Origin of the sequence: Dolichospermum circinale AWQC131C, from assembly GCF_000426905.1 — a bacterium.
GTDB classification, from domain to species: domain Bacteria; phylum Cyanobacteriota; class Cyanobacteriia; order Cyanobacteriales; family Nostocaceae; genus Dolichospermum; species Dolichospermum circinale.
On sequence record NZ_KE384614.1, the window covers coordinates 13,854 to 36,044 of the forward strand.

Genomic DNA, 22,191 nt, shown 5'->3' on the forward strand with positions numbered 1-22,191 from the left:
CTGAAAAAAGGTAAAAGTAGTTCGGAACTCTATCTGATGATAGAAACCTTTGGGGTGCGGGTTGTAGTTAGTCCTGTAAGGTATAGGCCTTACCAAGCTAGAAATATTTGACTATACTTATCACAAATGGACTGAAATCTAGAAAGCAGTTTATAGGATCTTTCAGCTTTGACAAAATTTCCGTTATAATGCTGTTTTACGGTTGCCGTTCTTGTCATATCGTATATTCATCAGTAAGGTGAATAACTTCATAAGAAGAGAATAATTACTATGAAGGTATCTAAAAATACCAACAAAAAGATTTTTGTATCAAGTTGGATTTCTCTACATCAAACAGACGCTAGTGAAACTAAGGTGACTCCTTTACAGGATCTTGCACCTAAGCCTGTTTGGGGATTTTTACGTCCTTTGCGAAATTGGTTAAATAGCATCCAAGTAAGCGATCGCCAATTTGCTCATCGTCTATGTAAATTAATTCCCGCTCAATGCCCATTTGAACGCGATATCAAGCTATTTGGTAAAACCCTGTTTCACATTCCACCATTGTGTAAGCTTAACCCCTTGTATGAAGAATTAGTAGGTTTACGATTTAGAGCCATGTGTTATCTAGCTGATACCTGCGGCGAGGATATTTCACAGTATTGCTAATAAGTAATGGGTAACGGGCGATTCATTTATAACTGACCATTGACCACTTAACTAATTCTTTTGAAGTTGCCATTTTTGGATAGCATCCTGAGCATCTTCGTAAGCGATCGCACCTGTAGGCACTAAAATAGCAGTGGAAATAGCACCCTGAAAATCTCCTTGATTAGCCCGAATTTTGGCTAGATCTAAAATCTTTTCACTCCATTGGTTAATTGATGTTTGGGCGATTTCAAAACCAGGTTGTCCCCGCTGTATTTTTTTAGCAACTACAATGGCACGATTATAACTAGAAGCTTGTTCAGGAATAATTAATGCTGTAGCTGCATCTAAGAGAGTTTTATTGCTTACATACTGTTTGCCCTCTATTTGCCATTTTTTAATCACAGTTTCAGCTTGGGAATAAAGCGGCTCTTTTTTGGTAATTAACTTAGCCGTAGCTATAGCATTTTCATATTTTCTCTGTTCGGCTTGTGCTTGAGCTAATTCTAAAATCATCTGACACCAAACTTGAATATTTTCCTGTGCTTTTGCGTATATTGGTGTGTTTGCTTTAATTTTCTCAGCTTTGGCGATCGCTGTCACTAAATCCCCTGGTTGACTAGGGACAAGAGACATTTTTTCTAGCTCTAAAATGGCTTGATTACGTTTTTTAGAGTCTCTATCCACACTAATTTGGGCGGTACTCCGGTTTTGGTTAGTGGGTGATAACTGCGGAAATTGGGTTGCATTAGTTGTAGTATTAAATACTATTTTTGATAAATTTTCAACCCGGAAATTTTGATGATGGCGGAGCAAAAATGTAGCGATTAAAGCTACTATCACCATATTGCCACCACCCCAGAGGATAAATTCTTGCCATAAAGCCATCTCTGACCGCCTTGAAGCTTTGTATTTGGCAACAGTCATAGGGTGGATAAATCTACCCTCCCCATGGGAGATTGGGGCCGTTTCTAGGGTGTGGTGGTTTTCAACAATTGACTCGGAAACTGATTCGGTTGGTATTTTATTTAAGGTAGTTGCTACCGAGGCATTTTCTGTCCAGTCAGCTTGATCTATGGTAGTAATAGAGTCACTATTTTTCCCAGGGTGTGCAGTTATTGTGACAGCAAAACTGGCTTCGGGGAAAATGATAGCTGCGGAGTTTTCATCTAATGTCAAGATAGGCAAAATAGCTGGTTTTTGATCAGGAATAACGGTGATAGGATTTTGGACAGGCCGCCAGTGGTATTGACAGAGTTTGGGTGTAAGATCACCCAAATAACTGGCTAAATCGCTCAAGTCGTATCCTTTTCCCGAACCTAAAGCTTCTAATAATGCTGCTGTGAAGAAACCGTGACCTAATTCTGTACTTTCATGGGAAAATTCTTCTGGTTGACAGGAAATAATCGCCCCCATTTGTAATTGGGTGGCCAGTTCAATAATTTCTTGGCCTACGGGTGCATCTGCTTGTGTCCCAAAAGCCCGGTTAATATCAAAGATCAGTAAGACCTTGATGCCGGTAAATTCTAGACTTTGCATCAGCGATCGCACTTCTATACCCGTTTCAGCAACTTGTTCAGGATCACCGCCAACGGGCATTAAATAGTCTTGTTCCTTGTAGTTAACGCCATAGCCACTAAAAAATAACCATAAATAGTCTTCCGGCTGCCAAAATGTAGCCGCTAATTCTTGTAGCAACGACAGAATATTTTCCTTGGTGGGATAGGAGGATTTATCTCCTAGAGAAGGGGAAGTGTTTGTCATCAATAAGCAATTTTCCGGGGGAAAACCTGCTTGGTTCACCAAATAATCCTTAATCGCCTCAGCATCCGCTTGAGCGCAACCTAGAGGTTGAAATAATTGATATTGATTAATGCCAATGGCGATCGCCCAGTAATTTACCATCCCGTCTTTATCGGCTATTGTTGCCCTGAAATTGCTGTAAGCACGAACCTTTACTATAAAGCTAACTTATGTTTTATAGTTTATGTAATTTTCAGTGATTTATAACATAAGTTATTTTTTACACTAAAAAATATTTATAAAATATTTGCACTCAATTTTAACAATTATTCAATTATTCAGTTCTTTTGATAGTGCCTGATGTTAATTGATCGCTTAGAATAGGAAGGTTGTCAAGAATCACAATATCCGCTGTCATGGCTGTTCCTAAGAAGAAAACATCAAAATCTAAACGAGATAAACGCCGCGCTACCTGGAGACACAAGGCTGCTGTTGAAGCCCAAAAAGCTATCTCCCTCGGTAAATCCATTTTAAGTGGCCGTTCTAAATTCGTCTATCCAACTGACCAGGAAGAAGAAACTGAAGAATCTTAAAGCATAATTCTGTACTCTCTCCTAGAGACTTGTAATAAATTTATACTCGTAACGGCTGAGATTTGCATTTTTACCAGATTAGGAAAAATCTAGATTTGTGGGGTTTTAGCACAGCTAAAACCCAATCTGTAAAATCAAATAATTCAGCCATTTTGAGTATAGATGAGGATTGGTAGAAAATCCTCAAGTTAAAAACAAAATTGCTCTAGGATTTTCCGAATAATTAACCGCAGATGACTTTTCTATCACCCCAATTCCCGAAATCTATGGTTTTTAGGGTAAATGCGGTTTATTTGCTCTTAAATACCAACAATCCATTTCAAAAGTGATATTTTACCTTTATAGGGTGCGTATCGCCAATTTATATCCCAAGGTAGGAAGTTTTGTAAAACGCTTTTGTAATGTGAAAACGTATCAAAACCAGATTTACCGTGATAGCTACCCATCCCACTATCACCCACACCCCCAAACGGTAGAGACGAAACAGCAACCTGCATTATTGTATCCTGAATACATACCCCTCCAGATGATGTTTCCTGTAGAATGCGTTTTTGCAGGTCTTTATTTTCGGAAAATAAATATAAAGCTAGGGGTTTTGGTCTGGAGTTAATTAGAGTAATGGCTTCGTTAATATCTGCATATTCAATAATGGGCAAAATTGGACCAAAAATCTCTTCTTGCATTACCTGATCTTCTAAAGAAACATTTTCTAATAAGGTGGGAGCAATATAAAGTTCTTCTGGTTTAGTTTCTCCACCAACAATAACTTTACCAGATTTGAGTAAATTAGCTAATCTCTCAAAATGTTTTTGATGAATAATTCTGGCATAATCAGGACTGGTAGCGGGATTTTCCCCATAAAATTCCTTGAGACATTTTTGTAAAGCAGTGACTAAATCTGGTTTGATTCTTTTATCTACTAACAGATAATCAGGTGCAATACAAGTTTGTCCAGCGTTAATAAATTTTCCCCAAGTAATGCGTTTAGCGGTATGTTCTAAATTAATGTCATGATCAACAATACAAGGACTTTTTCCCCCTAATTCCAAAGTAACTGGAGTCAGATGTTTTGCAGCAGCCTCCATGACAATTTTACCAATGGCTGTACCACCAGTAAAAAAGATGTGATCAAATTTTTGGGCTAGTAACTGTTGACTAGTTTCTACTGCTCCTTGAATAACGGTAATATATTCAGGAGGAAAGTATTTTTGAATCAGGTTGCTGATTAAATCAGAAGTATGGGGTGCGAGTTCTGAAGGTTTAATGATCGTACAATTTCCCGCAGCGATCGCACCAACTAAAGGTGATATGATTAATTGAAAGGGATAATTCCAAGGACCAATAATTAATACTACTCCCAATGGTTCTGGACATATCTTAGCGGAATAGGGGAATAAGTCCAGAGGAACGGCTGCTTTTCGCGGTTTTGTCCAGTTATTGATATGTTTGAGGGCATAATCAATTTCTTTATTAACACCGATTTCTGTAGCGTAACTTTCAAATTCTGGTTTATGTAAATCCGCTTTTAATGCTTGGATAATTCCCTCTTTATTCTCAATTACTAATTGTTTGAGGATTTTTAATTGAGAAATCCGAAAAGCTACATCTTTAGTTTTACCTGTTTGGAAAAACTGCCTTTGTTTGTTGATAATATCCAGGGATTTTGATAGTTCGGTAGTAAGCATTTTTTGTTGATAACTAGGTGACAAAATTCGGAAATTCTAGAAAAATTATTATTAATGCAGATGTTTTTACTGCATTAATAACAACATTTAAACTCTATGGTAATAATTGCTCAAACTCAGCCAGTGAAGGAATAGAGATCGCTCTTTTTAAGAGTATTTTCAAAACAGATGAATCATTGATCTTATTCACTGCATTAATAATAGTTATTGGTACTTGACCAAATCTTGTTTCTAAGACTTCAATCACGCTATCTTGACTACTTTGAATGACTCCTAACTGACGACCTTCTTGCAGACCTTCCTCAATTCCTTCTTGTTTAGCTAATCTTTCAATACTGGTTACATAGCGCATTTTTCTAGCCTCTTCGTAACTTTTGATTTCTGTTTTAAAACTAATTGCCAATTCTTCAGGTAAGACCATTATCCAATCAATAAACCGGAATAATTGTCTAATATCTTGCCGACTCAAACCACTTTCTAAGAGGATTCTGACTAAACTTAGTTTCCATTGTAGTCTATCTTCAGGACTGCGTTTAGTCGCTTTACTCTTTAAATGTGCCATCACAACGATAGCAAAAGGGTTTTTACTTGTTTCTAGACTTGACCAAGATGGTTCATAATCCAATAATTTAGCAATAGGAAACTCTAGACTAACTCTACACCCTCCTAATTGATAATTATAACTAGATGGTCGCCAATTTGGGTCTTCATCGGCTAAAACTGCCAAACTAATTACGCGCTTTTTATGACGGTCAAACAAGCGGTAATTATATGTATACATCCGTTCGGTAAATTTGCTGTCGTATTGTCCCTGTACTTCCAGATGAACTAATACCCAAGCCTCTTCCCCATTCAATAACCAAACTTTAGCAACTTTATCAACCAATCGTTTACCAATTTCTGCATCTGGTTCTAGTTGATGTAGTTCTTTATCTAAAAATTGATAGGGACGATTCCAGTCTATTTCTGCATAAGCTAAGGGAAAAAAGAACTCTAAAAAACTGGGGAAATATAGTTCAATTATTTCTTTCCAAGGACTATCGTAATCGGTAGATTGTTCAGTCATAAATTAAAACAGAAAGTATCTTTGTGCCATAGGTAAAACTGTCGCTGGTTCACAGGTTAATAATTCACCATCTGCGCGAACTTCATAGGTTTCGGAATCTACTTCCATAAGAGGTAAAGCATCATTTAATTTCATATCCTTTTTAGTTAATTGACGAGTTCCCGAAACAGCAATTGCTAACTTTTTCAATCCTAATTGTTGGGGAATTTCTCTTTCTAAAGCTACTTGAGACACAAAAGTTAATGATGTCGCATTTTTCGCACCAGCAAAACTGCCAAACATGGGACGCATATAAACAGGTTGGGGTGTAGGAATACTAGCATTAGCATCACCCATTTGTGACCAAGCAATCATACCGCCTTTAATGACAACTTCCGGTTTAACACCAAAAAAAGCAGGTTTCCACAAACATAAATCCGCTAATTTTCCCGCTTCTACAGACCCCACATATTCAGAAATTCCATGGGTGATTGCTGGATTAATAGTGTATTTAGCTACATATCTTTTCGCTCGAAAATTGTCTGCATTGCGATCATTACCAAGGCTTCCGCGTTGCAGTTTCATTTTATGGGCTGTTTGCCAAGTTCTAATTATTACCTCACCAACGCGCCCCATCGCTTGGGAATCGGAAGCAATCATACTAAACGCGCCTAAATCGTGCAGAATATCCTCAGCAGCAATAGTTTCTCTACGGATACGGGACTCAGCAAAAGATACATCTTCAGGAATAGCGGGATCAAGATGATGACACACCATTAACATATCTAAGTGTTCATCTAGGGTATTAACGGTGTAAGGACGGGTAGGGTTGGTAGAAGAGGGTAAAACGTTACTTTGTCCGCAAACCTTAATAATATCCGGTGCGTGTCCTCCTCCAGCCCCCTCAGTGTGGTAAGTGTGAATAGCACGATGTTTAAAAGCCGCAATTGTATCTTCGACAAAGCCAGCTTCGTTTAAAGTATCGGTATGGATTGCTACTTGTATATCATATTCATCAGCCGCAGTTAAACAAGTATCAATAGTTGCAGGATTTGTTCCCCAGTCCTCATGGAGTTTTAACCCCATTACCCCGGCTTCAATTTGTTCTATCAGTCCTTGGGGTTGACTAGTATTACCTTTTCCTAAAAATCCCAAATTAACAGGAAAAGCGTCCGCTGCTTGCAACATTCTGTAAATATTCCATGGTCCTGGAGTACAAGTTGTGGCATTTGTTCCCGTAGCTGGTCCTGTGCCACCACCGATCATTGTCGTAATACCTGATGCAATGGCTACATCAATTTGTTGGGGACAGATAAAATGGATATGGGTATCAATTCCTCCCGCAGTCAGAATCATTCCTTCACCAGCTAAAGCTTCCGTTCCCGGTCCAATAATGATATCTATATTATCTTGAATATAGGGATTTCCGGCCTTACCAATTTTGTAAATTTTACCATTTTTAATCCCAATATCTGCCTTGACAATACCCCACCAATCGAGAATTAAAGCATTAGTAATCACTAAATCTACCGCACCATCACTATTAGAAATTGGGGATTGTCCCATACCATCTCTAATCACTTTTCCCCCGCCAAATTTCACCTCATCTCCATAATTTGTGAAATCTTTTTCTACTTCGATAAATAATTCTGTGTCTGCTAATCTAATTCTGTCTCCTACTGTTGGTCCGTAGGTTTCGGCGTAGGCTTGGCGGTTCATTTTGTATGACATATTTTTATCCTTTTTTGATCACGTTTCCGGTGCGGAGAGAATTTACAGATTTCCATCAATTTTGTTATTAAAGCCGTAGATTTGGCGGCTACCAACTACAGGAATTAATGTGATTTCTTTTTCGTCTCCCGGTTCAAATCTGACTGCTGTACCTGCGGGAATATCTAATCTCATTCCTCGCGCTTTTTCTCTATCAAAATGTAGAAAACTATTAACTTCATAAAAATGAAAATGTGAACCGATTTGAATTGGTCTATCTCCTGTATTTGCTACTATTAATTTAGTAGTTGGACGATTTGCATTTAATTCTATTTCACCAGTAGGGGTAATAATTTCTCCGGGGATCATAATCTGATTTCTCCTAAGTTACAAATTTTACAAGAATTGCAGGACTTATCCATTTTCTTTTCTGAGTACAGCAATTTGCGAAATATCAAACTGTGTCAGAAAATAAGATGAGTGAGTTGCTAATTGTTTTTCCTAGATTTGTACTTTATCCTATTTTCATCGTTTTTAACGAATGGGATTATGTACAGTTACTAACTTAGTTCCGTCAGGGAAAGTGGCTTCTACCTGAACATCATGAATCATTTCTGGGACACCTTCCATAACATCATCTCGTGTTAATAAAGTCGTGCCATAACTCATCAAATTGGCCACAGTTTGACCATCTCTTGCACCTTCTAAAATAGCAGCAGAAATAAAAGCCACTGCTTCAGGATAATTCAATTTTAAACCTCTATTTTTTCGTCTTTCCGCGACTAAAGCAGCGGTAAAAATTAATAATTTATCTTTTTCCTGGGGTGTAAGCTGCATTTTTCTTTCCTCTGTACTTGAAGTGGTTGGTTTAAATTTGCCATACTCTAGGAATACAATTACCACGATTTTGATAATTTATTCGTAAATTTTGCCAAATATTTGTAAACCAATTTCTCACTTCTGATATAGAATTACCACGATAGCGACATAAAAATCCCTGCTGTAAGCGAGTTACTCCAGAAAATTTATTTTCCATGATTAAAGAACGGGCTTTGTCAATCATTTCTCCAGAAACGGAATTTCCTACCCAAACTAAAGTCCCCACAACCGGGTTTCCTGCTAAACCGTGGGGACTGTAAAATACTTCTTCATTACCAGGGATGATTTGTCTATCAATCCATAATGGTATATCATTTTGCCATATTTCTGTGTGCGATCGCATTTCTCCCTCTAAAAATTTCTCACCTCTAGCACTGCGTCCAAATCGCATAATTTCCCAGCCTAAATAATTGGCATTTTTACCTAATTCTACCCGCAAATCTTGGCGATAATTTGCCCCATTAAATAAGATATTTTCTTGGGGTAAATATTCTAAATGACTATGATCATTAACTTGGATATTGACAATTTGTCTTGCTGGTAAGCCCTGACTACGATATATTTTACTTGCGGCTGCGGTGGTAATTAAGGCATTTGTCTGGGGTTGGAGGTGAATATCAGATGTCAGGCGATCGCCCCCTACAATGCCCCCAGCAGTGTGTAAAATCACTGTATGGCAAATTTCTTGTCCTTCTGGGTAAAAGGGGCGTTGTACTTTAAAAGGTGCTTGATGGTGATTGTAAATTAATTGAGTGGAATTTTGGCAATTAGCATAGACTAAATTAAGTTTTCCATGCCAACTTTTATCTATTGGACTGTTAATAATCATTGCCAGATGAAATAAATTTTATCTAATTTTGATTTTAGAGCATTTTCGATTTTTTATTAAGAAATACTTTTGTAATTACTACTTTTAAATAAATCAAGGTAGTATTTTAACTAAATTATTTTTTTAAAAACCACATAGTTACGTATTTATATGTAGAATATTCCAGGGCAAGTAATTAATTTTGCGTAATTACTTCCTAAGTAAGATGTTGCTTCCACAGTCCATAACCACAATATGAAAAATTAACCTGTTGCCTTTACACTACATTCAGGTCAAAATATAATAGAATTTCCATAAATACAGCATCTACGAAAAAAATATGACAGCTAAAGTAATTAGTGTTTGTAATCTCAAGGGTGGAGTTGGTAAAACTACCACAGTTATGGCCTTGTCAGAGTATTTAGCAGGGGATACCATGTATGGTCAGCGGGTTCTTGCTATTGATTTAGACCCTCAATGTAACTTAACTACTGCCTTAATGTCTGAACAGGTCTGGGAATGGCAATATAATTATCTAGGATTGACATTACCCTTTTTATTTAAAAATGCTGATCATTTTTTAAGCGATGGTAATTATCAGAAATTTATCGTTAAAGAAGAAGTTTCTAATGTCAGAAATAAAAACTCTTTTAATTGTCTACATCTAATTCCTAGTAGTTCCAAATTATTTGAACTTCAGGAAGATTTTCCAGAAACTTCTGTAGCAATTTTACGTCAACTTATCAATCCATTATTAACAGAATATGACTATATTTTAATAGATTGTCCACCCAGTATTAATAATATTATCAAAAGTGCCTTTTATGCCAGTGATTACTGTATTATACCCTGTGTTCCTAGTCGAATGTCAATTCACGGTTTAGAACTATTACTAAAACAGATTGAGAAGTTTAATCAAGATTATCAACATGACCTTAACCCCATAGGAACTTTGATTTCTCGTTATAATGGTACTGTTTCTCAAACACAGAATTTGAATTTTATTATTGTCAATCCTTTTTTCCCACCAACTTTCTCTAATAAAATCCCAGAAAGAGCGAAAATTGCGGAAAGTTTAGATTTCAGTATGCAGCTAACATACAAACAAAAATATGGTGATATTCATGATGTTATGGTAAAACTAACTCAAGAATTTATCCAAAGACTAAATCACAATTCTGTTAATCTGCCACAAATGGTAAGTTTAGCATAAACATCAGGCTGTCACCCTATATCTCGTCCTGTTTTCTCTTGTATGTTAGGTTTTGAATATGTTGGATTCTTGCCAATTTTACATCATTCTATTAACAGTAGAGGATTCTCATGGTCGAAAGTTTAGCAGCACAAAGACACCAAAAAAATGACAATTCCTCCAGATATCAACAAAATTCCTAACCAAATTAAAGGTTGTGTTAACCCAATTGTTCTCCCTTCCTGTGAAATCCCATTCTGTACCCCTTGAGGAGTATTAACAACCTTTCCCCTAGCTACAGTCACAAGAAACTTTAACTCAAAAGGTAGAAAACTCCCGGCAGTCACAGGTGTACCACTCAATTGCAACTGATAAGCACCTGGTTTAGGAAAAATAAATTCTCCTCCTGGTATGCCTTGATACCGTTCAGCCTGAATGGGTTTTAATAGAGGTTGAATTAATGCTGGTTCTCCTGTGACATGAGGTTCAGCGTAAATAGCTAATTGACAATGACAATCTTTTAAAGGAATTACCTGACCACCTTTACGGGTCAGGAGAAACCAAGCTGGAGTAACTTCTCCAGCGCGGGGACTATCATTAGGTTCTAAGTGGACAGTACCACCTACGTCTGCTGATATTTTTACTGTATGGGCTAAGACCTGCGTATTTTCAGCTACTATTAAACTAGATAAAACCAATAATAATAGATACTTTATTTTGCTTTTGTGACGAGTAAAAATACTGAAGATATTTAATCTACCGCGATTTCTTGGGAGGAACATAAAACTTTTCTAACCCTAAATATATCCAAAAATATCGAGAACGTACCACTAAAACACCAAAGGTAATTATCCCCAACAAAATGACGGTTAATTGGTTTTGTAAGTAATGAGAACTCATTAAAACCGTATGAATAGCACTTAATAATAAAGCTGGTACACTAAAAAGATGAATTTGCCGCCAATATTTACCTAATGACTTTTGCAGAAAATCAAAACTTGTACAAGCAGCAGGAGTTATTAATACTAATGCTACAGCCCCAGCGCCCATTCCCCATTGAAATTCTAACGGTAAAAACCAAAAAGCGCTGAAATTCCAGTTTAGGGAGTGTTGAAGATGATGAATAGTATGTATCCCAGATAGCACAAAAGCCCCAACTCCCAAAGCCCGACGGTAACGCAGTGGTGCAGACCAAAAACTATTGACAGGACGAGCAATCAAGGACAGAATTAAACAAATTAGAGCAGCGTGGCCGTTATAGTCTGTCATGGTGTCTCCTGTCCGCAGTAGGGTAATAACACCAATAATCAAAGTTACCCACCCACCCAATTGGAATAATTGACTACGGCGATCTTTACTAATTAATGCCGTAGAAACACCGACACCCACCATGGTGGGTAGTGTGCCAATCCCAAAAGCTAACATAGTCCCTGCACCTTGCCACAAATTCCCCGTAGCCGCCGCTTTGATTTGGGCTGCGTATAAAAAACCACAGGGCATCAGTCCCCAGGTCATACCCAAAAGTGCTGGTGTCCACCATTGAGTTTGTGAAGATAACTTCATCATGCCCGCACTGAGACGGTTGTGCAAGTTACCTTTTAATATAGGGTGTAACAGGGGAATATGCGGTAAAAAACCCGGTTTAATTTGTCCTAAACCAAACCAAATCAGCATCGTACCCGTAATTATGGCTATCCAATGCCGTAAATTACTACCAATTCCCGCTAGTTGTCCACCTTCTACTAATACTGAACCTAGTGAGCCAATGCCAGCACCGACTACAGTATAACTCAACATTCGCCCCAAATTCAGTAAAGTATGAAATTTTAATTGTTGTTGCCAACTCGGATTTTCTTGCTGCTTGGAAAGGGAAAAGGCCACTGTTAATGGTCCACACATTCCAAAGCAATGTCCAAAACTGCCCAGAAAACCTAGCAGTATTATAAGTGACAAGTCTAGCATATGAATTATGGAAACTGGATGGGAACTAGGAATTGGCAATTAGGAAAGTATACCTTAGACATCTCTTACTATGATGTCCATGTCAAAAGACAAGCTGTCAAACTTGATGTACTCATTTTGCCAGATTCGGATTCCGGTAAAAGATTTAAAAATTAGTGTCTAAAAATACATATATACTAAAAAAAGACCCCCAGTTGGAAACCGAGGGATTCTGCAAGTCGGAATTATCGCACAAAGACATTCGCGTACCTAACATAGCAAAGCAACAACTCAAAAAAATGCCAAAATGCCAAAATCTAAAAATGTAATTTATATGTAATTTATAACGCCAATATTTTTACTTATATTCTTCTTTGTCTGTAAAGCTATCAGTTAAAGGTTTAACAACTTTAGCGATCGCTTCTTGAACAAAAACTTTGATAAACTCATCTCGGCGATTAATCTGAAACTGCTGTTGTACTACTTCTGTCATTCCCCCGTCACCCCAATCTTGATCATGACGAAAATACTCAATAAAGCTTTTCCCAGCAATGCGGGTTAAATAAGCGGCTGTTACACCTTGAATTGCTCTACCGACAACAAAAGTAGTTACATTGAGTTGTAAAGCTGTTGATAATAATTGAATTGCCCCTTTGACGATACCTAAACCAGCAATAGTTTTTCCTAAAGATAGGGCTAATTCCTTACCCCTTTCCATGTTTAAATCGCAACCGTATATCTTACCAATTTCTACAACCATTTGGGCATTAACGGCAGCAGTAGCCAGTAAATCTACTACTGGTAATGGTGTCACAGAAACCACCCCTGCCCCAATCCATTGATAACGAACGATGATTTTATCAGCTTGACGACGACGCTGGGAATCTATGAGTTTGCGGGCTTCTTCCCCTAAACGCAGAGATTGTAAAAGAATATTATCTGCCACTAAATCCTCACCTTCAGCCCGTAAGATAGAGGCCATGCGCCGCAACAGAGGTATAATATCTGGTTCTGGCTGGAAGGTTTCACCGGTTTCTAACTTAGCTATTTGCGGGTTAGCAGCGATCGCTACCACATCATTAGTAGCAATAAAACTCCGTACTCTTGACCGCAATCTCCCCAAAATCACATCCCTATCAGTATCAGTATATAAATCCGTTTTATTTAGCACTAAAAGCGATCGCTTACCAATTTCCGCCAACCCCCGCAGTGGTTCATATTCAGAACGGCGTAAATCATTATCTACCACAAATAACAGTAAATCTGCTTCCGTGGCCAAAGCCCTAGCCAATTGTTCCCGTTCCGTACCCTCCACCCCTGGTTCTAAAATCCCTGGAGTATCGGTAATTAATATCTTCCGTTCCAAACCCTTCAACCGTAAACAATAGGTTTCTCCCACCTGAGTTGTCCCCATAGGTGCGTTGACTTCACCCACTATCCGCCCCATAATGGCATTAACTAGGGAAGTTTTGCCGGCGCTTCCTGTGCCAAAGACAACCACTTGAATTTCCCCCCTAGCTAAATTAGCCTCAATGTCCCTAGTGCGACTGAGTAAAGCTTGGCGTGTCACCTCATCTTGAATTTGGGCTACTTGTTGACGCACTGCTTGTAGAGTGGAAGAAGCCGCATCAGATTTAGCCGCAGGAATTTGGGCTGGAGTCACTCTTTGGCGTTGTCGTCGGGATTTTTCTTCCCCTTTTCGCAGCACTAGTACATAATAGACAAAGGCGGCGATTAAACCACCAATCAAGAAAATTAGCAGTAATAATAGTAAATTACCCAACAATGGTGAATAGGACAACTGCCAGTACAGCCGAGAGAGAGAATCAATTAGCCATAGGGTTAACGCCAAAATGACGATGAGGCCAACAATCAGTGTTACTACGCGAGACAAAGGCATGAATGATAAATTTATTACTTATATAATGGGTTGATCAATAGCATAATAAATGGGAATCGCACTTCTTATAGTTTATCTCATGCGTTAGCGAAGCTTACCGAAGGTATCGCCCTGGCAACTGCTATAATAATTGGTTAGTGAGTTATGAGAACAAGTCATGCCTGAGCTAAAAGTTAGTATCAGTGAAACCACACATAAAACTCTACTAACGATGGTAGAGGACTCTGGTGAGACAATTCAATCAGTTTTAGATCGAGCTATTGAGAATTATCGCAGGTCTTTGTTTCTGACACGAGCCAATGAAGCTTTTACTGTTTTAAGGCAGAATGAAACACTGTGGCAAGAGGAGGTTTCTGAGAGACAGTTATGGGAGCAAACTATAGCGGACGGGGTTGAAGATATCCCTCGCAAATCAAAAAGGTAGAAGTCAAGAAAGAATAAACCACGAAGACACGAAGGATACAAAGAGAAGAGAGTTTAAGAGGTATTTTGCGTAAGTCATCAGTACACTAGGTTTAGCACTTACAGCGGTTTCTGCTCTTATGAGGTACAAAGTTGAATCATGAAACTCTTGTAGTGCGGGCATACTATGGCTAACGCCACGCTACGCGAACGGCAAGCTCAGTACAAGTCTTGCCCGCTAGATATGTACCTCATAACACCGGGAAGTGCTGTAAATATACTTCACGGCGATCGCTCACAACCGAACATATTCGATAAAATTAGATAAAATAAATCATAGTGTGGAGTTTCCTTGCGTCTACCCAACCTACAATAGTTGTAAATTTAGAAGAGGAGGATTTTTAATTATGACTCAAGCAGTAGAAAGGCAAAAATCTATTTTAGAAATAGTCCAAAATCTAACCCCTCAACAACAGGAGGAGGTTTTAAATTTTATTGAGTTTTTACAGTTCAAGTCACAAAAACATGATATATACACAAAAGGTAAATCTCAGCAAAAATCACCAGAGGAATTAGGCTGGCCTCCTGGTTTTTTTGAACAAACTTATGGTAGTTGTCAAGATGATCCTATTGTTATTGATGATGAGGATAATTTTGCCCAAAGAGAAGAAGCTGCATGATTTATTTGCTAGATACTAATGTTTGCGCTCGTTATCTTAATGGTAAGTCTTTGGCAATTCGGCAGCGGTTACGATCAACAAATATTGCGGATATTGCGGTTTGTTCAGTAGTTAAAGGTGAGTTATTTTATGGTGCTATGAAAAGTAATAATCTTGAAAAAACCCTGGATAGACAGCAAGAGTTTCTCAAGTTATTTGTTTCATTGCCGTTTGATGATGATGCTTCTTTCATTTATGGCAGAATTCGTGCAGAATTATCAGCGAAAGGAATTATTATTGGTGCTAATGATTTACAAATTGCGGCTATTGCTATGGTAAATAATTTGATATTAGTAACGCATAATGTCCGAGAGTTTAGCCGGGTAAATGGTTTACGGTTTGAAGATTGGGAAGAATAAACCACGAAGACACGAAGGATACGAAGAGAAGAGAGTTTTAGAGAGATTTCGCGTAATTTATAATAATTTAACTTGACAATGAGAGCGATCGCACTCTTCTAGTGTATCTCATGCGATCGCTCCCTTACCGCAAACATCGCTCCCATGCAAAGAAAAAAGGTGGGTTAAAAAAGTAACGCACCTTATCAAACAAACACGAAGAGACCAAACTTACTTATTCTGTTGAACAGCGGGCATTAAGTCATTAAATTCTTCAATTCTCAGCATACGAATATCTTTAACTGATGCCGCAAACCATGGGAGATTTTGAGATAAATCAATTGCAGCAAGCACACACGTAACAGCATTAATAGTGTTTGTATCCCCAAAATAAACACTGCCTTGTTGCCGAGTGAAACCTTTCCTTTGCAAAATTTTCGCAATTTCACCATAAGCATTGTTGTATGGATCACCGTAGTTCAGCTTCAGTGATTCAATATCCATATCAAAAGCAATAGCGTACATTCTTGCTCCCCCAATTTCTTGTTTATTTACCTGCTGTATCTTGCTTAACTGTTGCCGCCCAATAGTTTGGGTCTTGTCTAATTTCTTAGCCACTTGAGAAATCATTTATCCCACCAACATAACGATTTAGCCTCTTAAGTTTAGCAATTTCATTTAGAATATAGCAATCTAAATCAGGCGGAAGTTTCAATATCTAACTTATCCGCTTTAGCAAAATATTAGGATAAAGTTTTCTCAACCTTATCTCTAATATCATCAAAACGAATATAGTGTCTTCCAGCAACATTCCTTAATTCTCTTGCGATAAATTTATCGGTAGCTATTACAGTAAATTGTTTTCCGTTCGCCCTTAATAAGGTCAATGCCCTTTCAAAATCTCCATCCCCACTAATTAATACAGCTTTATCATAGCTGTCTATAGTGTTAAACATATCCAAAACTATTTCAATATCTAAATTAGCCTTCTGTTTTGTTAGTCCAGTATTCGCATCATAAATTGTTTTTATTGGTTTTGTAATAAGTGAATAACCCATTAAAGGTAATGCGTCTAAATATGACTGTTGTTTTGCTTCAGGCGGTGTGTCATGTCCAATATAATAAAAGGCATCAACAATATTACCTTCTGTCTCAATATAATCAAGAATCTTTTTAGGATCTACCTTCCAACATAGTGCGTTCTTTTGCATGAAAAAGAAATTTGCACCATCAAGAAATACAGAAATTCTCAACATAATTCTATTTAATTGAAATATTTGGTAAATTCAATTATAACTTTAAACAGTCCAAGCTGCGTAGTTAAGCGCCTGTCGAATATCTTCATCCTCTAATTCTGGATAAGCCGCTAAAACTTCCTGAACCGAAAGGTTACTAGCCAGTAATTTCAACACAAAGCCCACAGTAATCCTCATTCCCCGAATTGTTGGTTGTCCAAGGCAAACATTAGGATTAATAGTAATACGATCTAATTGAGCCAGCACGGTGGAACTCCTGAACTATAAAAATTCTTTACCTATTCTCACATACAACAGAACTTGTACTATCCATAGAAATTATATTAACCCAAGTTGCTAATTATTAAGTCGCAAGCTGTATAAAATATGATAAGTAATCAGTGATGAAATTCCAGTCTTCATCATGTTCATCCTTAAATCCTGGATATCCTGATTTTGACAATCCCCCCATTCTCACATACAACGGACAAATTGAGAAAAAAGTCAATTAGTCTGAATTTTAGTTACAGTTAGATCACAAATAAATCGTGAGGGGTGATACTATGCGTGTTTTGCTAGTTTATCCAATATTTCCAAAAACCTTTTGGTCTTATGAGAAAATTCTGGCGCTGGTTGACAGAAAGGTGTTATTACCACCTTTGGGTTTAGTAACGGTAGCGGCAATTTTACCCCAAGAATGGGAATTTAAACTTGTAGATCGTAACATCCGCGCTGCCACTGAGGAAGAGTGGGCATGGGCAGATATGGTGATTTTTTCCGCCATGATTGTTCAAAAACAAGACTTATTGGCACAAATTCGAGAAGCAAAAAAACGCGGTAAGTTGGTAGCTTTGGGTGGTCCCTACCCCACCTCTACACCCCATGAGGTGGAAGCAGCAGGGGCAGATTTCCTCATTCTCGACGAGGGAGAAATTACTTTACCCATGTTTGTAGCAGCGGTACAACGGGGAGAAAAATCTGGAGTTTTCCGCGCTACTGAAAAGCCTGATGTCACAACTACACCCATTCCCCGCTTTGATTTGTTGGAGTTTAATGCCTATGATATGATGTCGGTGCAGTTTTCGCGCGGTTGTCCCTTCCAGTGCGAATTTTGCGACATCATTGTTTTATATGGACGCAAACCGAGAACTAAAACCCCTGCACAACTTTTAGCAGAGTTAGATTATCTCTATGAGTTGGGTTGGCGGCGGGGTGTTTTCATGGTAGATGATAACTTTATTGGCAACAAACGTAATGTAAAATTGTTGCTCAAAGAGTTAAAAGTTTGGATGGAACAACATCAATATCCTTTCAATTTTGACACGGAAGCTTCCATTGATTTGGCACAAGATGCCGAAATGATGGAATTGATGGTAGATTGTGGTTTTAAAGCGGTATTTTTGGGCATTGAAACCCCAGATGAAGATAGTTTACAACTAACTAAGAAGTTCCAAAATACTCGCAGTTCCTTGGCTGAATCTGTAGAAACTATTATCAAAGCAGGTTTGCGACCCATGGCTGGGTTTATTATTGGCTTTGATGGTGAAAAGACTGGTGCAGGCTCGCGCATTGTCCGCTTCGCTGAATTAGCAGCTATCCCTTCTACAACTTTTGCTATGTTACAAGCATTACCCAATACTGCATTGTGGCATCGCTTGAAAAAAGAAGGAAGATTACGGGAAAATCAAGATGGGAACATCAATCAAACCACATTGATGAACTTCATTCCTACCCGTCCTTTAGAAGAATTAGCTAGGGAATATGTGGAGGCTTTCTGTGCTTTATATGACCCAGTTGCCTATTTAGACCGCACCTATCGCTGTTTTATGATGTTAGGTTCAGCTAAATACACAGTACCAGCAAAAATGCCAGAATGGGTAGTTGTCAGAGCCTTACTAATTGTAATTTGGCGACAAGGATTTAAACGACAAACTCGCTGGAAATTCTGGCATCACTTCTTTAGTATTCTCAAGCATAACCCGAAAGTGGTTGAACAATACGTTTCTACCTGCGCCCACATTGAGCATTTTATGGAATACCGGCAAATTGTCCGCGACGAAATCGAAAGTCAATTAGCCGCGTATTTAGCCCAAGGTGCGGAAAAACCCTATGTACTCGTTAAAGAACAAGCAGCCGAAAAAGTAGAAGCAGTAATTTAGAGTGTTCTTGGTTGTTCTTACTTACGGTTCAATTATATCTTATGCTCGGCGAATAAATTCGCCGTTGGCACTTCCTCCACTGTCTAAAGTGGCTTCCGTGCCTTTTTTGCGATTTTCTTGTGAACAATATTTCCTATCTTCAGTCTTTGTTTAAAATCAAGCTACAAGCAAAATTCAGGGTTGACAATTAATATCATGAATGTTTTACTAATATATCCACTGTTTCCGAAAAGTTTTTGGTCTTTTGAAAAAACACTAGCTTTACTAGACCGCAAAGCCATGTTACCACCTTTGGGTTTGGTGACGGTAGCGGCAATTTTACCCCAAGAGTGGAATTTTAAGTTAGTAGACCGGAATATTCGCCAAATTACAGCAGCAGAATGGGCTTGGGCTGATTTAGTGATTTTATCAGCAATGATTGTGCAAAAAGAGGATTTGCTGGCACAGATTCAAGAAGCAAAAGGGCGCGGTAAGCGTGTAGCGGTGGGTGGACCCTATCCAACAGCTTTACCCCAAGAAGTCACAGATGTGGGTGCAGATTATTTAATTTTGGATGAAGGAGAAATTACCTTACCATTATTTATAGATGCAATTAGCCGTGGTGAAACTTCAGGAATATTCCGCTCAGGTGGTGAAAAGCCAGATGTCACAAATACTCCCATCCCTCGCTTTGATTTGCTAGAATTTGATGCTTATGCGGAAATGTCAGTACAATTTTCCCGTGGTTGTCCCTTCCAGTGTGAATTTTGTGATATTATTGTTCTCTATGGTCGCAAACCTCGCACCAAGTCACCAGCGCAACTCCTCGCCGAACTTGATTATCTTTATGAATTGGGTTGGCGACGCAGTATTTTCATGGTAGATGATAACTTCATTGGTAATAAACGCAACGTTAAATTATTCTTAAAAGAACTACAACCTTGGATGGTTGCACATGAGTATCCTTTCTCCTTTGCGACAGAGGCTTCCGTGGATTTAGCCCAAGATCAAGAACTAATGGATGCCATGGTCAGGTGTAATTTCGGGTCTGTGTTCTTGGGTATTGAAACCCCTGACGAAGAAAGCCTCGCTTTTACTCAAAAATTTCAAAATACGCGGGATTCCCTGAGTGAAGCGGTATATAAGATTACGCGCTCTGGACTGCGAGTTATGGCAGGTTTTATTATTGGTTTTGATGGTGAAAAGTCGGGGGCTGGGGCGAGAATTGTCAAATTTGTAGAGCAGACATCAATTCCCACTGCTTTATTTAGTATGCTTCAAGCCCTTCCTGATACTGCATTATGGCATAGATTAGCAAAGGAAAACCGACTCCGCAGTAAATCTGCAAATATTAATCAAACTACGTTGATGAATTTTGTCCCTACAAGGCCTTTAGCAGAAATTGCTAGTGAATATGTAGAAGCATTTTGGGAATTATACGAACCATCACGATTTTTAGATCGTGCTTACCGTCACTACCGCATTTTAGGTGAAGCTACTTACCCGAAAAAGGGCAAAGGTGCAAAAAAACCCTTGAATTGGAAGGTATTGCGGGCGTTATTAACTATTTGCTGGCGACAAGGTGTGTTACGTAATACCCGTTGGCAATTCTGGCGTAATCTTTGGAGTATGTACAAGCATAATCCTGGTGGTATCAGTAGCTATTTATCTGTTTGCGCTCAAATTGAGCATTTCTTGGAATATCGTCAAATTGTGCGCGACGAAATTGAGGCACAAGTGGCTGAGTTTCTGGAAGCAGAGGCTCAGGTAAAGCTGGAAGAGGAAAAAGCACAAGTGTTAGTTTAAACTCAAGAAGCTGAAAAGTTTGTTTTAATTAGGTTGGCGTTAAAAATTGTCGTTATGACAAGGGAACAGGGAACTCTTAACAGGGAACAGGGAAGAGGTTTTGGGCAACTTTACTTTTCGTTACTTATGTCGGTTTTTTCCGTTCACTTACTTAGCTTTTTTAAAAATGCTTAACGCTTTACAGTGATTTTGTTGGTAAATGAACCACGGTTTTTGTTTCACGCAATCTCTAAATATGTAATGTGAATTTTATCTCTTGTAGGGTGCGTCAGATACAAGAAATCTGTTTTTTCTCAAAATATCGTGTCCGACGCACCGTACTCAATTAGTTATTCCCAAAGCCGAAAACGACGGATTTTCGTCCCGTTATAGTGAATTTGTACAGTGCGTAAGTCCTAATTTTTATGTAAATTTTTATGTAGAAAATATAGACATATCTGTATAAACATAGTAAAATTTTCGTCAACTAAACCTAAACCAGAATGTTATTTATGTTGTGTTAGTTACTTTTCAGTCCACTCAAGTTTAATAATCAGTCGAAAAATCAAGCGTAAATATACTGAACTTAACCACTGAGGGAATTTAATCCAATGGCTAATATTTCATGGAAAAACAGTGTTGACGGAAACTTTGATACTGCTGCTAACTGGAATCCTGGCACAGTACCAACCACAGCCGATATTGCTTACATCGATCTCGACGGCACTTATACCGTTCTCTTGAATCTCGACAGAACCCTGTCTGGATTAAATCTTGGTGGAACCACCGGAACCCAAACCCTCAATAACAATGGTTTTACCCTCACCCTGAATGGTGTAAGTACGGTTGGTGCTAATGGTGTTTTGAATCTGACGAGTGGAACTATTAACGGAACTGGTGCTTTGACGGTTTCCAACCAACTCAACTGGAGTGGTGGCGGATTAAGCGGTACAGGGAAAAAGACCGTCAGTGGTACATTAAACTGTGGTACATTAGACTGGGGTAGCAATCTCATAATCGATGGAACTACCCTAGAAACGTCAGGAGCAACAGTTTTGACAGGAAGTGCTACGTTCTATGCCTACAACGGAGCAATCTGGAATAATACCAGCACTGGAACTATTGACTTACAAAAAGATAGCATTTTTTCTCAACAATCTGGAAATCAATCCATTTTTAATAATGCTGGAACTTTCACCAAATCCAATGGTACAACATTTGCAGACTTTGCCGGCTTCGTTTTCAACAACACAGGTACAGTTAAAGTTAAGGCTGGGACTTTGAACCTTGGTGGAGGAGGAACTAATACTGGTAATTTCAGTATTGATGCGGGAGGGACATTAAGAATCACTGCTGACTACAACTTCAATTCAGGTAATAGCATTACTGGTGCGGGTAACTTCAACATAGAAAGTGGAACAACTACAGTTAATGCCGCTTCTACTTGGTCT

22 protein-coding genes are annotated in these 22,191 nt (G+C 38.5%); 9 read left to right on the plus strand and 13 right to left on the minus strand.

What is annotated here, in order from left to right; all coding sequences use genetic code 11:
• Positions 1 to 270 precede the first annotated feature (270 nt).
• On the plus strand, positions 271 to 648 hold the full coding sequence (locus ACIR131C_RS0112155) for a Mo-dependent nitrogenase C-terminal domain-containing protein (protein ID WP_028090414.1): 378 nt from the start codon (positions 271 to 273) through the stop codon (positions 646 to 648).
• Positions 649 to 699: 51 nt separating this feature from the next.
• On the opposite strand, the gene ACIR131C_RS0112160 is transcribed toward ACIR131C_RS0112155, so the two are convergent.
• Positions 700 to 2,532 carry a caspase family protein gene (locus tag ACIR131C_RS0112160; RefSeq protein ID WP_028090415.1) on the minus strand — a complete coding sequence of 611 codons (1,833 nt, stop codon included), beginning with the start codon at positions 2,530 to 2,532 and terminating at the stop codon, positions 700 to 702.
• A gap of 254 nt (positions 2,533 to 2,786) precedes the next feature.
• On the opposite strand from ACIR131C_RS0112160, the gene rpmF reads away from it, so the two are divergent.
• Complete coding sequence (rpmF, locus tag ACIR131C_RS0112165; protein ID WP_028083266.1) at positions 2,787 to 2,963, plus strand: 50S ribosomal protein L32; 177 nt, start codon at positions 2,787 to 2,789, stop codon at positions 2,961 to 2,963.
• A 299-nt stretch (positions 2,964 to 3,262) separates the two neighbouring features.
• On the opposite strand, the gene ACIR131C_RS0112170 is transcribed toward rpmF, so the two are convergent.
• The 6 genes from ACIR131C_RS0112170 to ACIR131C_RS0112195 form a co-directional block, all read right to left on the minus strand.
• On the minus strand, positions 3,263 to 4,648 hold the full coding sequence (locus tag ACIR131C_RS0112170) for an aldehyde dehydrogenase (RefSeq protein WP_028090416.1): 1,386 nt from the start codon (positions 4,646 to 4,648) through the stop codon (positions 3,263 to 3,265).
• 94 nt (positions 4,649 to 4,742) lie between these two features.
• The gene (locus ACIR131C_RS0112175) at positions 4,743 to 5,714 is read right to left on the minus strand and encodes an RpnC/YadD family protein (protein ID WP_028090417.1); all 972 of its coding nucleotides are present in this window, start codon (positions 5,712 to 5,714) and stop codon (positions 4,743 to 4,745) included.
• A 3-nt stretch (positions 5,715 to 5,717) separates the two neighbouring features.
• Positions 5,718 to 7,424, minus strand: a complete 1,707-nt coding sequence (gene ureC, locus ACIR131C_RS0112180; protein WP_028090418.1) for an urease subunit alpha — start codon at positions 7,422 to 7,424, stop codon at positions 5,718 to 5,720.
• A gap of 42 nt (positions 7,425 to 7,466) precedes the next feature.
• Complete coding sequence (locus ACIR131C_RS0112185; protein ID WP_028090419.1) at positions 7,467 to 7,772, minus strand: urease subunit beta; 306 nt, start codon at positions 7,770 to 7,772, stop codon at positions 7,467 to 7,469.
• A gap of 165 nt (positions 7,773 to 7,937) precedes the next feature.
• On the minus strand, positions 7,938 to 8,240 hold the full coding sequence (gene ureA, locus ACIR131C_RS0112190; RefSeq protein WP_028090420.1) for an urease subunit gamma: 303 nt from the start codon (positions 8,238 to 8,240) through the stop codon (positions 7,938 to 7,940).
• 31 nt (positions 8,241 to 8,271) lie between these two features.
• Positions 8,272 to 9,111: an urease accessory protein UreD gene (locus ACIR131C_RS0112195; protein WP_028090421.1), complete on the minus strand. Its 840-nt coding sequence runs from the start codon at positions 9,109 to 9,111 to the stop codon at positions 8,272 to 8,274.
• Positions 9,112 to 9,430: 319 nt separating this feature from the next.
• On the opposite strand from ACIR131C_RS0112195, the gene ACIR131C_RS0112200 reads away from it, so the two are divergent.
• Entirely contained in the window at positions 9,431 to 10,303 is an 873-nt protein-coding gene (locus tag ACIR131C_RS0112200) for a ParA family protein (protein ID WP_028090422.1), read from the plus strand.
• Positions 10,304 to 10,425: 122 nt separating this feature from the next.
• Here ACIR131C_RS0112200 and ACIR131C_RS22630 read toward each other — a convergent pair whose 3' ends face one another.
• The 3 genes from ACIR131C_RS22630 to ACIR131C_RS0112220 form a co-directional block, all read right to left on the minus strand.
• Positions 10,426 to 11,064 carry a hypothetical protein gene (locus ACIR131C_RS22630; protein ID WP_035371952.1) on the minus strand — a complete coding sequence of 213 codons (639 nt, stop codon included), beginning with the start codon at positions 11,062 to 11,064 and terminating at the stop codon, positions 10,426 to 10,428.
• Complete coding sequence (locus ACIR131C_RS0112210; RefSeq protein WP_028090423.1) at positions 11,039 to 12,244, minus strand: urease accessory protein UreH domain-containing protein; 1,206 nt, start codon at positions 12,242 to 12,244, stop codon at positions 11,039 to 11,041. Before ACIR131C_RS0112210 ends, ACIR131C_RS22630 begins: the two co-directional genes overlap by 26 nt.
• 337 nt (positions 12,245 to 12,581) lie before the next feature.
• On the minus strand, positions 12,582 to 14,123 hold the full coding sequence (locus tag ACIR131C_RS0112220; RefSeq protein WP_028090424.1) for a YcjF family protein: 1,542 nt from the start codon (positions 14,121 to 14,123) through the stop codon (positions 12,582 to 12,584).
• 157 nt (positions 14,124 to 14,280) lie between these two features.
• On the opposite strand from ACIR131C_RS0112220, the gene ACIR131C_RS0112225 reads away from it, so the two are divergent.
• The 3 genes from ACIR131C_RS0112225 (at position 14,281) to vapC (ending at position 15,603) form a co-directional block, all read left to right on the plus strand.
• A complete protein-coding gene (locus tag ACIR131C_RS0112225) occupies positions 14,281 to 14,547 on the plus strand; it encodes a hypothetical protein (protein WP_028090425.1) in 267 nt (88 codons plus the stop codon).
• Between the two features lie 385 nt (positions 14,548 to 14,932).
• Positions 14,933 to 15,205 carry a DUF2281 domain-containing protein gene (locus tag ACIR131C_RS0112230; protein ID WP_028090426.1) on the plus strand — a complete coding sequence of 91 codons (273 nt, stop codon included), beginning with the start codon at positions 14,933 to 14,935 and terminating at the stop codon, positions 15,203 to 15,205.
• Entirely contained in the window at positions 15,202 to 15,603 is a 402-nt protein-coding gene (gene vapC / locus ACIR131C_RS0112235) for a type II toxin-antitoxin system tRNA(fMet)-specific endonuclease VapC (protein ID WP_028090427.1), read from the plus strand. The genes ACIR131C_RS0112230 and vapC overlap by 4 nt, the downstream gene beginning before the upstream one ends.
• Before the next feature lie 210 nt (positions 15,604 to 15,813).
• Here the strand turns inward: vapC and ACIR131C_RS0112240 are convergent, their stop codons facing one another.
• From ACIR131C_RS0112240 to ACIR131C_RS0112250, 3 genes are all read right to left on the minus strand, one after another.
• Positions 15,814 to 16,212 (minus strand): virulence factor, encoded by a 399-nt coding sequence (locus ACIR131C_RS0112240; RefSeq protein WP_081677194.1) that lies wholly within the window; start codon positions 16,210 to 16,212, stop codon positions 15,814 to 15,816.
• A gap of 113 nt (positions 16,213 to 16,325) precedes the next feature.
• On the minus strand, positions 16,326 to 16,838 hold the full coding sequence (locus ACIR131C_RS0112245; protein WP_035371956.1) for a LabA-like NYN domain-containing protein: 513 nt from the start codon (positions 16,836 to 16,838) through the stop codon (positions 16,326 to 16,328).
• Between the two features lie 42 nt (positions 16,839 to 16,880).
• Positions 16,881 to 17,084: a DUF433 domain-containing protein gene (locus tag ACIR131C_RS0112250; protein WP_028083937.1), complete on the minus strand. Its 204-nt coding sequence runs from the start codon at positions 17,082 to 17,084 to the stop codon at positions 16,881 to 16,883.
• A 296-nt stretch (positions 17,085 to 17,380) separates the two neighbouring features.
• Between ACIR131C_RS0112250 and ACIR131C_RS0112255 the strand changes: the two genes are divergently transcribed.
• From ACIR131C_RS0112255 to ACIR131C_RS22635, 3 genes are all read left to right on the plus strand, one after another.
• Positions 17,381 to 18,976, plus strand: coding sequence for a B12-binding domain-containing radical SAM protein (locus tag ACIR131C_RS0112255; protein WP_028090429.1), 1,596 nt, complete (start codon positions 17,381 to 17,383; stop codon positions 18,974 to 18,976).
• 195 nt (positions 18,977 to 19,171) lie between these two features.
• The gene (locus ACIR131C_RS0112260; protein ID WP_028083939.1) at positions 19,172 to 20,761 is read left to right on the plus strand and encodes a B12-binding domain-containing radical SAM protein; all 1,590 of its coding nucleotides are present in this window, start codon (positions 19,172 to 19,174) and stop codon (positions 20,759 to 20,761) included.
• A gap of 590 nt (positions 20,762 to 21,351) precedes the next feature.
• The coding region (locus tag ACIR131C_RS22635) for a hypothetical protein (protein ID WP_196811760.1) at positions 21,352 to 22,191 on the plus strand (840 nt) is incomplete at its 3' end.

Bases quoted from the DNA above. Each gene is read 5' to 3' on its own strand.
- rpmF (WP_028083266.1), top strand. From the start codon at position 2,787: ATGGCTGTTCCTAAGAAGAAAACATCAAAATCTAAACGAGATAAACGC.
- ACIR131C_RS0112175 (WP_028090417.1), bottom strand. From the start codon at position 5,714: ATGACTGAACAATCTACCGATTACGATAGTCCTTGGAAAGAAATAATT.
- ACIR131C_RS0112200 (WP_028090422.1), top strand. From the start codon at position 9,431: ATGACAGCTAAAGTAATTAGTGTTTGTAATCTCAAGGGTGGAGTTGGT.
- ACIR131C_RS0112240 (WP_081677194.1), bottom strand. From the start codon at position 16,212: ATGATTTCTCAAGTGGCTAAGAAATTAGACAAGACCCAAACTATTGGG.
- ACIR131C_RS0112220 (WP_028090424.1), bottom strand. From the start codon at position 14,123: ATGCCTTTGTCTCGCGTAGTAACACTGATTGTTGGCCTCATCGTCATT.
- ACIR131C_RS0112230 (WP_028090426.1), top strand. From the start codon at position 14,933: ATGACTCAAGCAGTAGAAAGGCAAAAATCTATTTTAGAAATAGTCCAA.
- ACIR131C_RS0112255 (WP_028090429.1), top strand. From the start codon at position 17,381: ATGCGTGTTTTGCTAGTTTATCCAATATTTCCAAAAACCTTTTGGTCT.
- ACIR131C_RS0112170 (WP_028090416.1), bottom strand. From the start codon at position 4,648: ATGCTTACTACCGAACTATCAAAATCCCTGGATATTATCAACAAACAA.
- ACIR131C_RS0112225 (WP_028090425.1), top strand. From the start codon at position 14,281: ATGCCTGAGCTAAAAGTTAGTATCAGTGAAACCACACATAAAACTCTA.
- ACIR131C_RS0112260 (WP_028083939.1), top strand. From the start codon at position 19,172: ATGAATGTTTTACTAATATATCCACTGTTTCCGAAAAGTTTTTGGTCT.
- ACIR131C_RS0112160 (WP_028090415.1), bottom strand. From the start codon at position 2,532: ATGGTAAATTACTGGGCGATCGCCATTGGCATTAATCAATATCAATTA.
- ACIR131C_RS0112155 (WP_028090414.1), top strand. From the start codon at position 271: ATGAAGGTATCTAAAAATACCAACAAAAAGATTTTTGTATCAAGTTGG.
- ureA (WP_028090420.1), bottom strand. From the start codon at position 8,240: ATGCAGCTTACACCCCAGGAAAAAGATAAATTATTAATTTTTACCGCT.
- ACIR131C_RS0112245 (WP_035371956.1), bottom strand. From the start codon at position 16,838: ATGTTGAGAATTTCTGTATTTCTTGATGGTGCAAATTTCTTTTTCATG.
- ACIR131C_RS0112210 (WP_028090423.1), bottom strand. From the start codon at position 12,244: ATGCTAGACTTGTCACTTATAATACTGCTAGGTTTTCTGGGCAGTTTT.
- ureC (WP_028090418.1), bottom strand. From the start codon at position 7,424: ATGTCATACAAAATGAACCGCCAAGCCTACGCCGAAACCTACGGACCA.
- vapC (WP_028090427.1), top strand. From the start codon at position 15,202: ATGATTTATTTGCTAGATACTAATGTTTGCGCTCGTTATCTTAATGGT.
- ACIR131C_RS0112195 (WP_028090421.1), bottom strand. From the start codon at position 9,111: ATGATTATTAACAGTCCAATAGATAAAAGTTGGCATGGAAAACTTAAT.
- ACIR131C_RS22630 (WP_035371952.1), bottom strand. From the start codon at position 11,064: ATGTTCCTCCCAAGAAATCGCGGTAGATTAAATATCTTCAGTATTTTT.
- ACIR131C_RS0112185 (WP_028090419.1), bottom strand. From the start codon at position 7,772: ATGATCCCCGGAGAAATTATTACCCCTACTGGTGAAATAGAATTAAAT.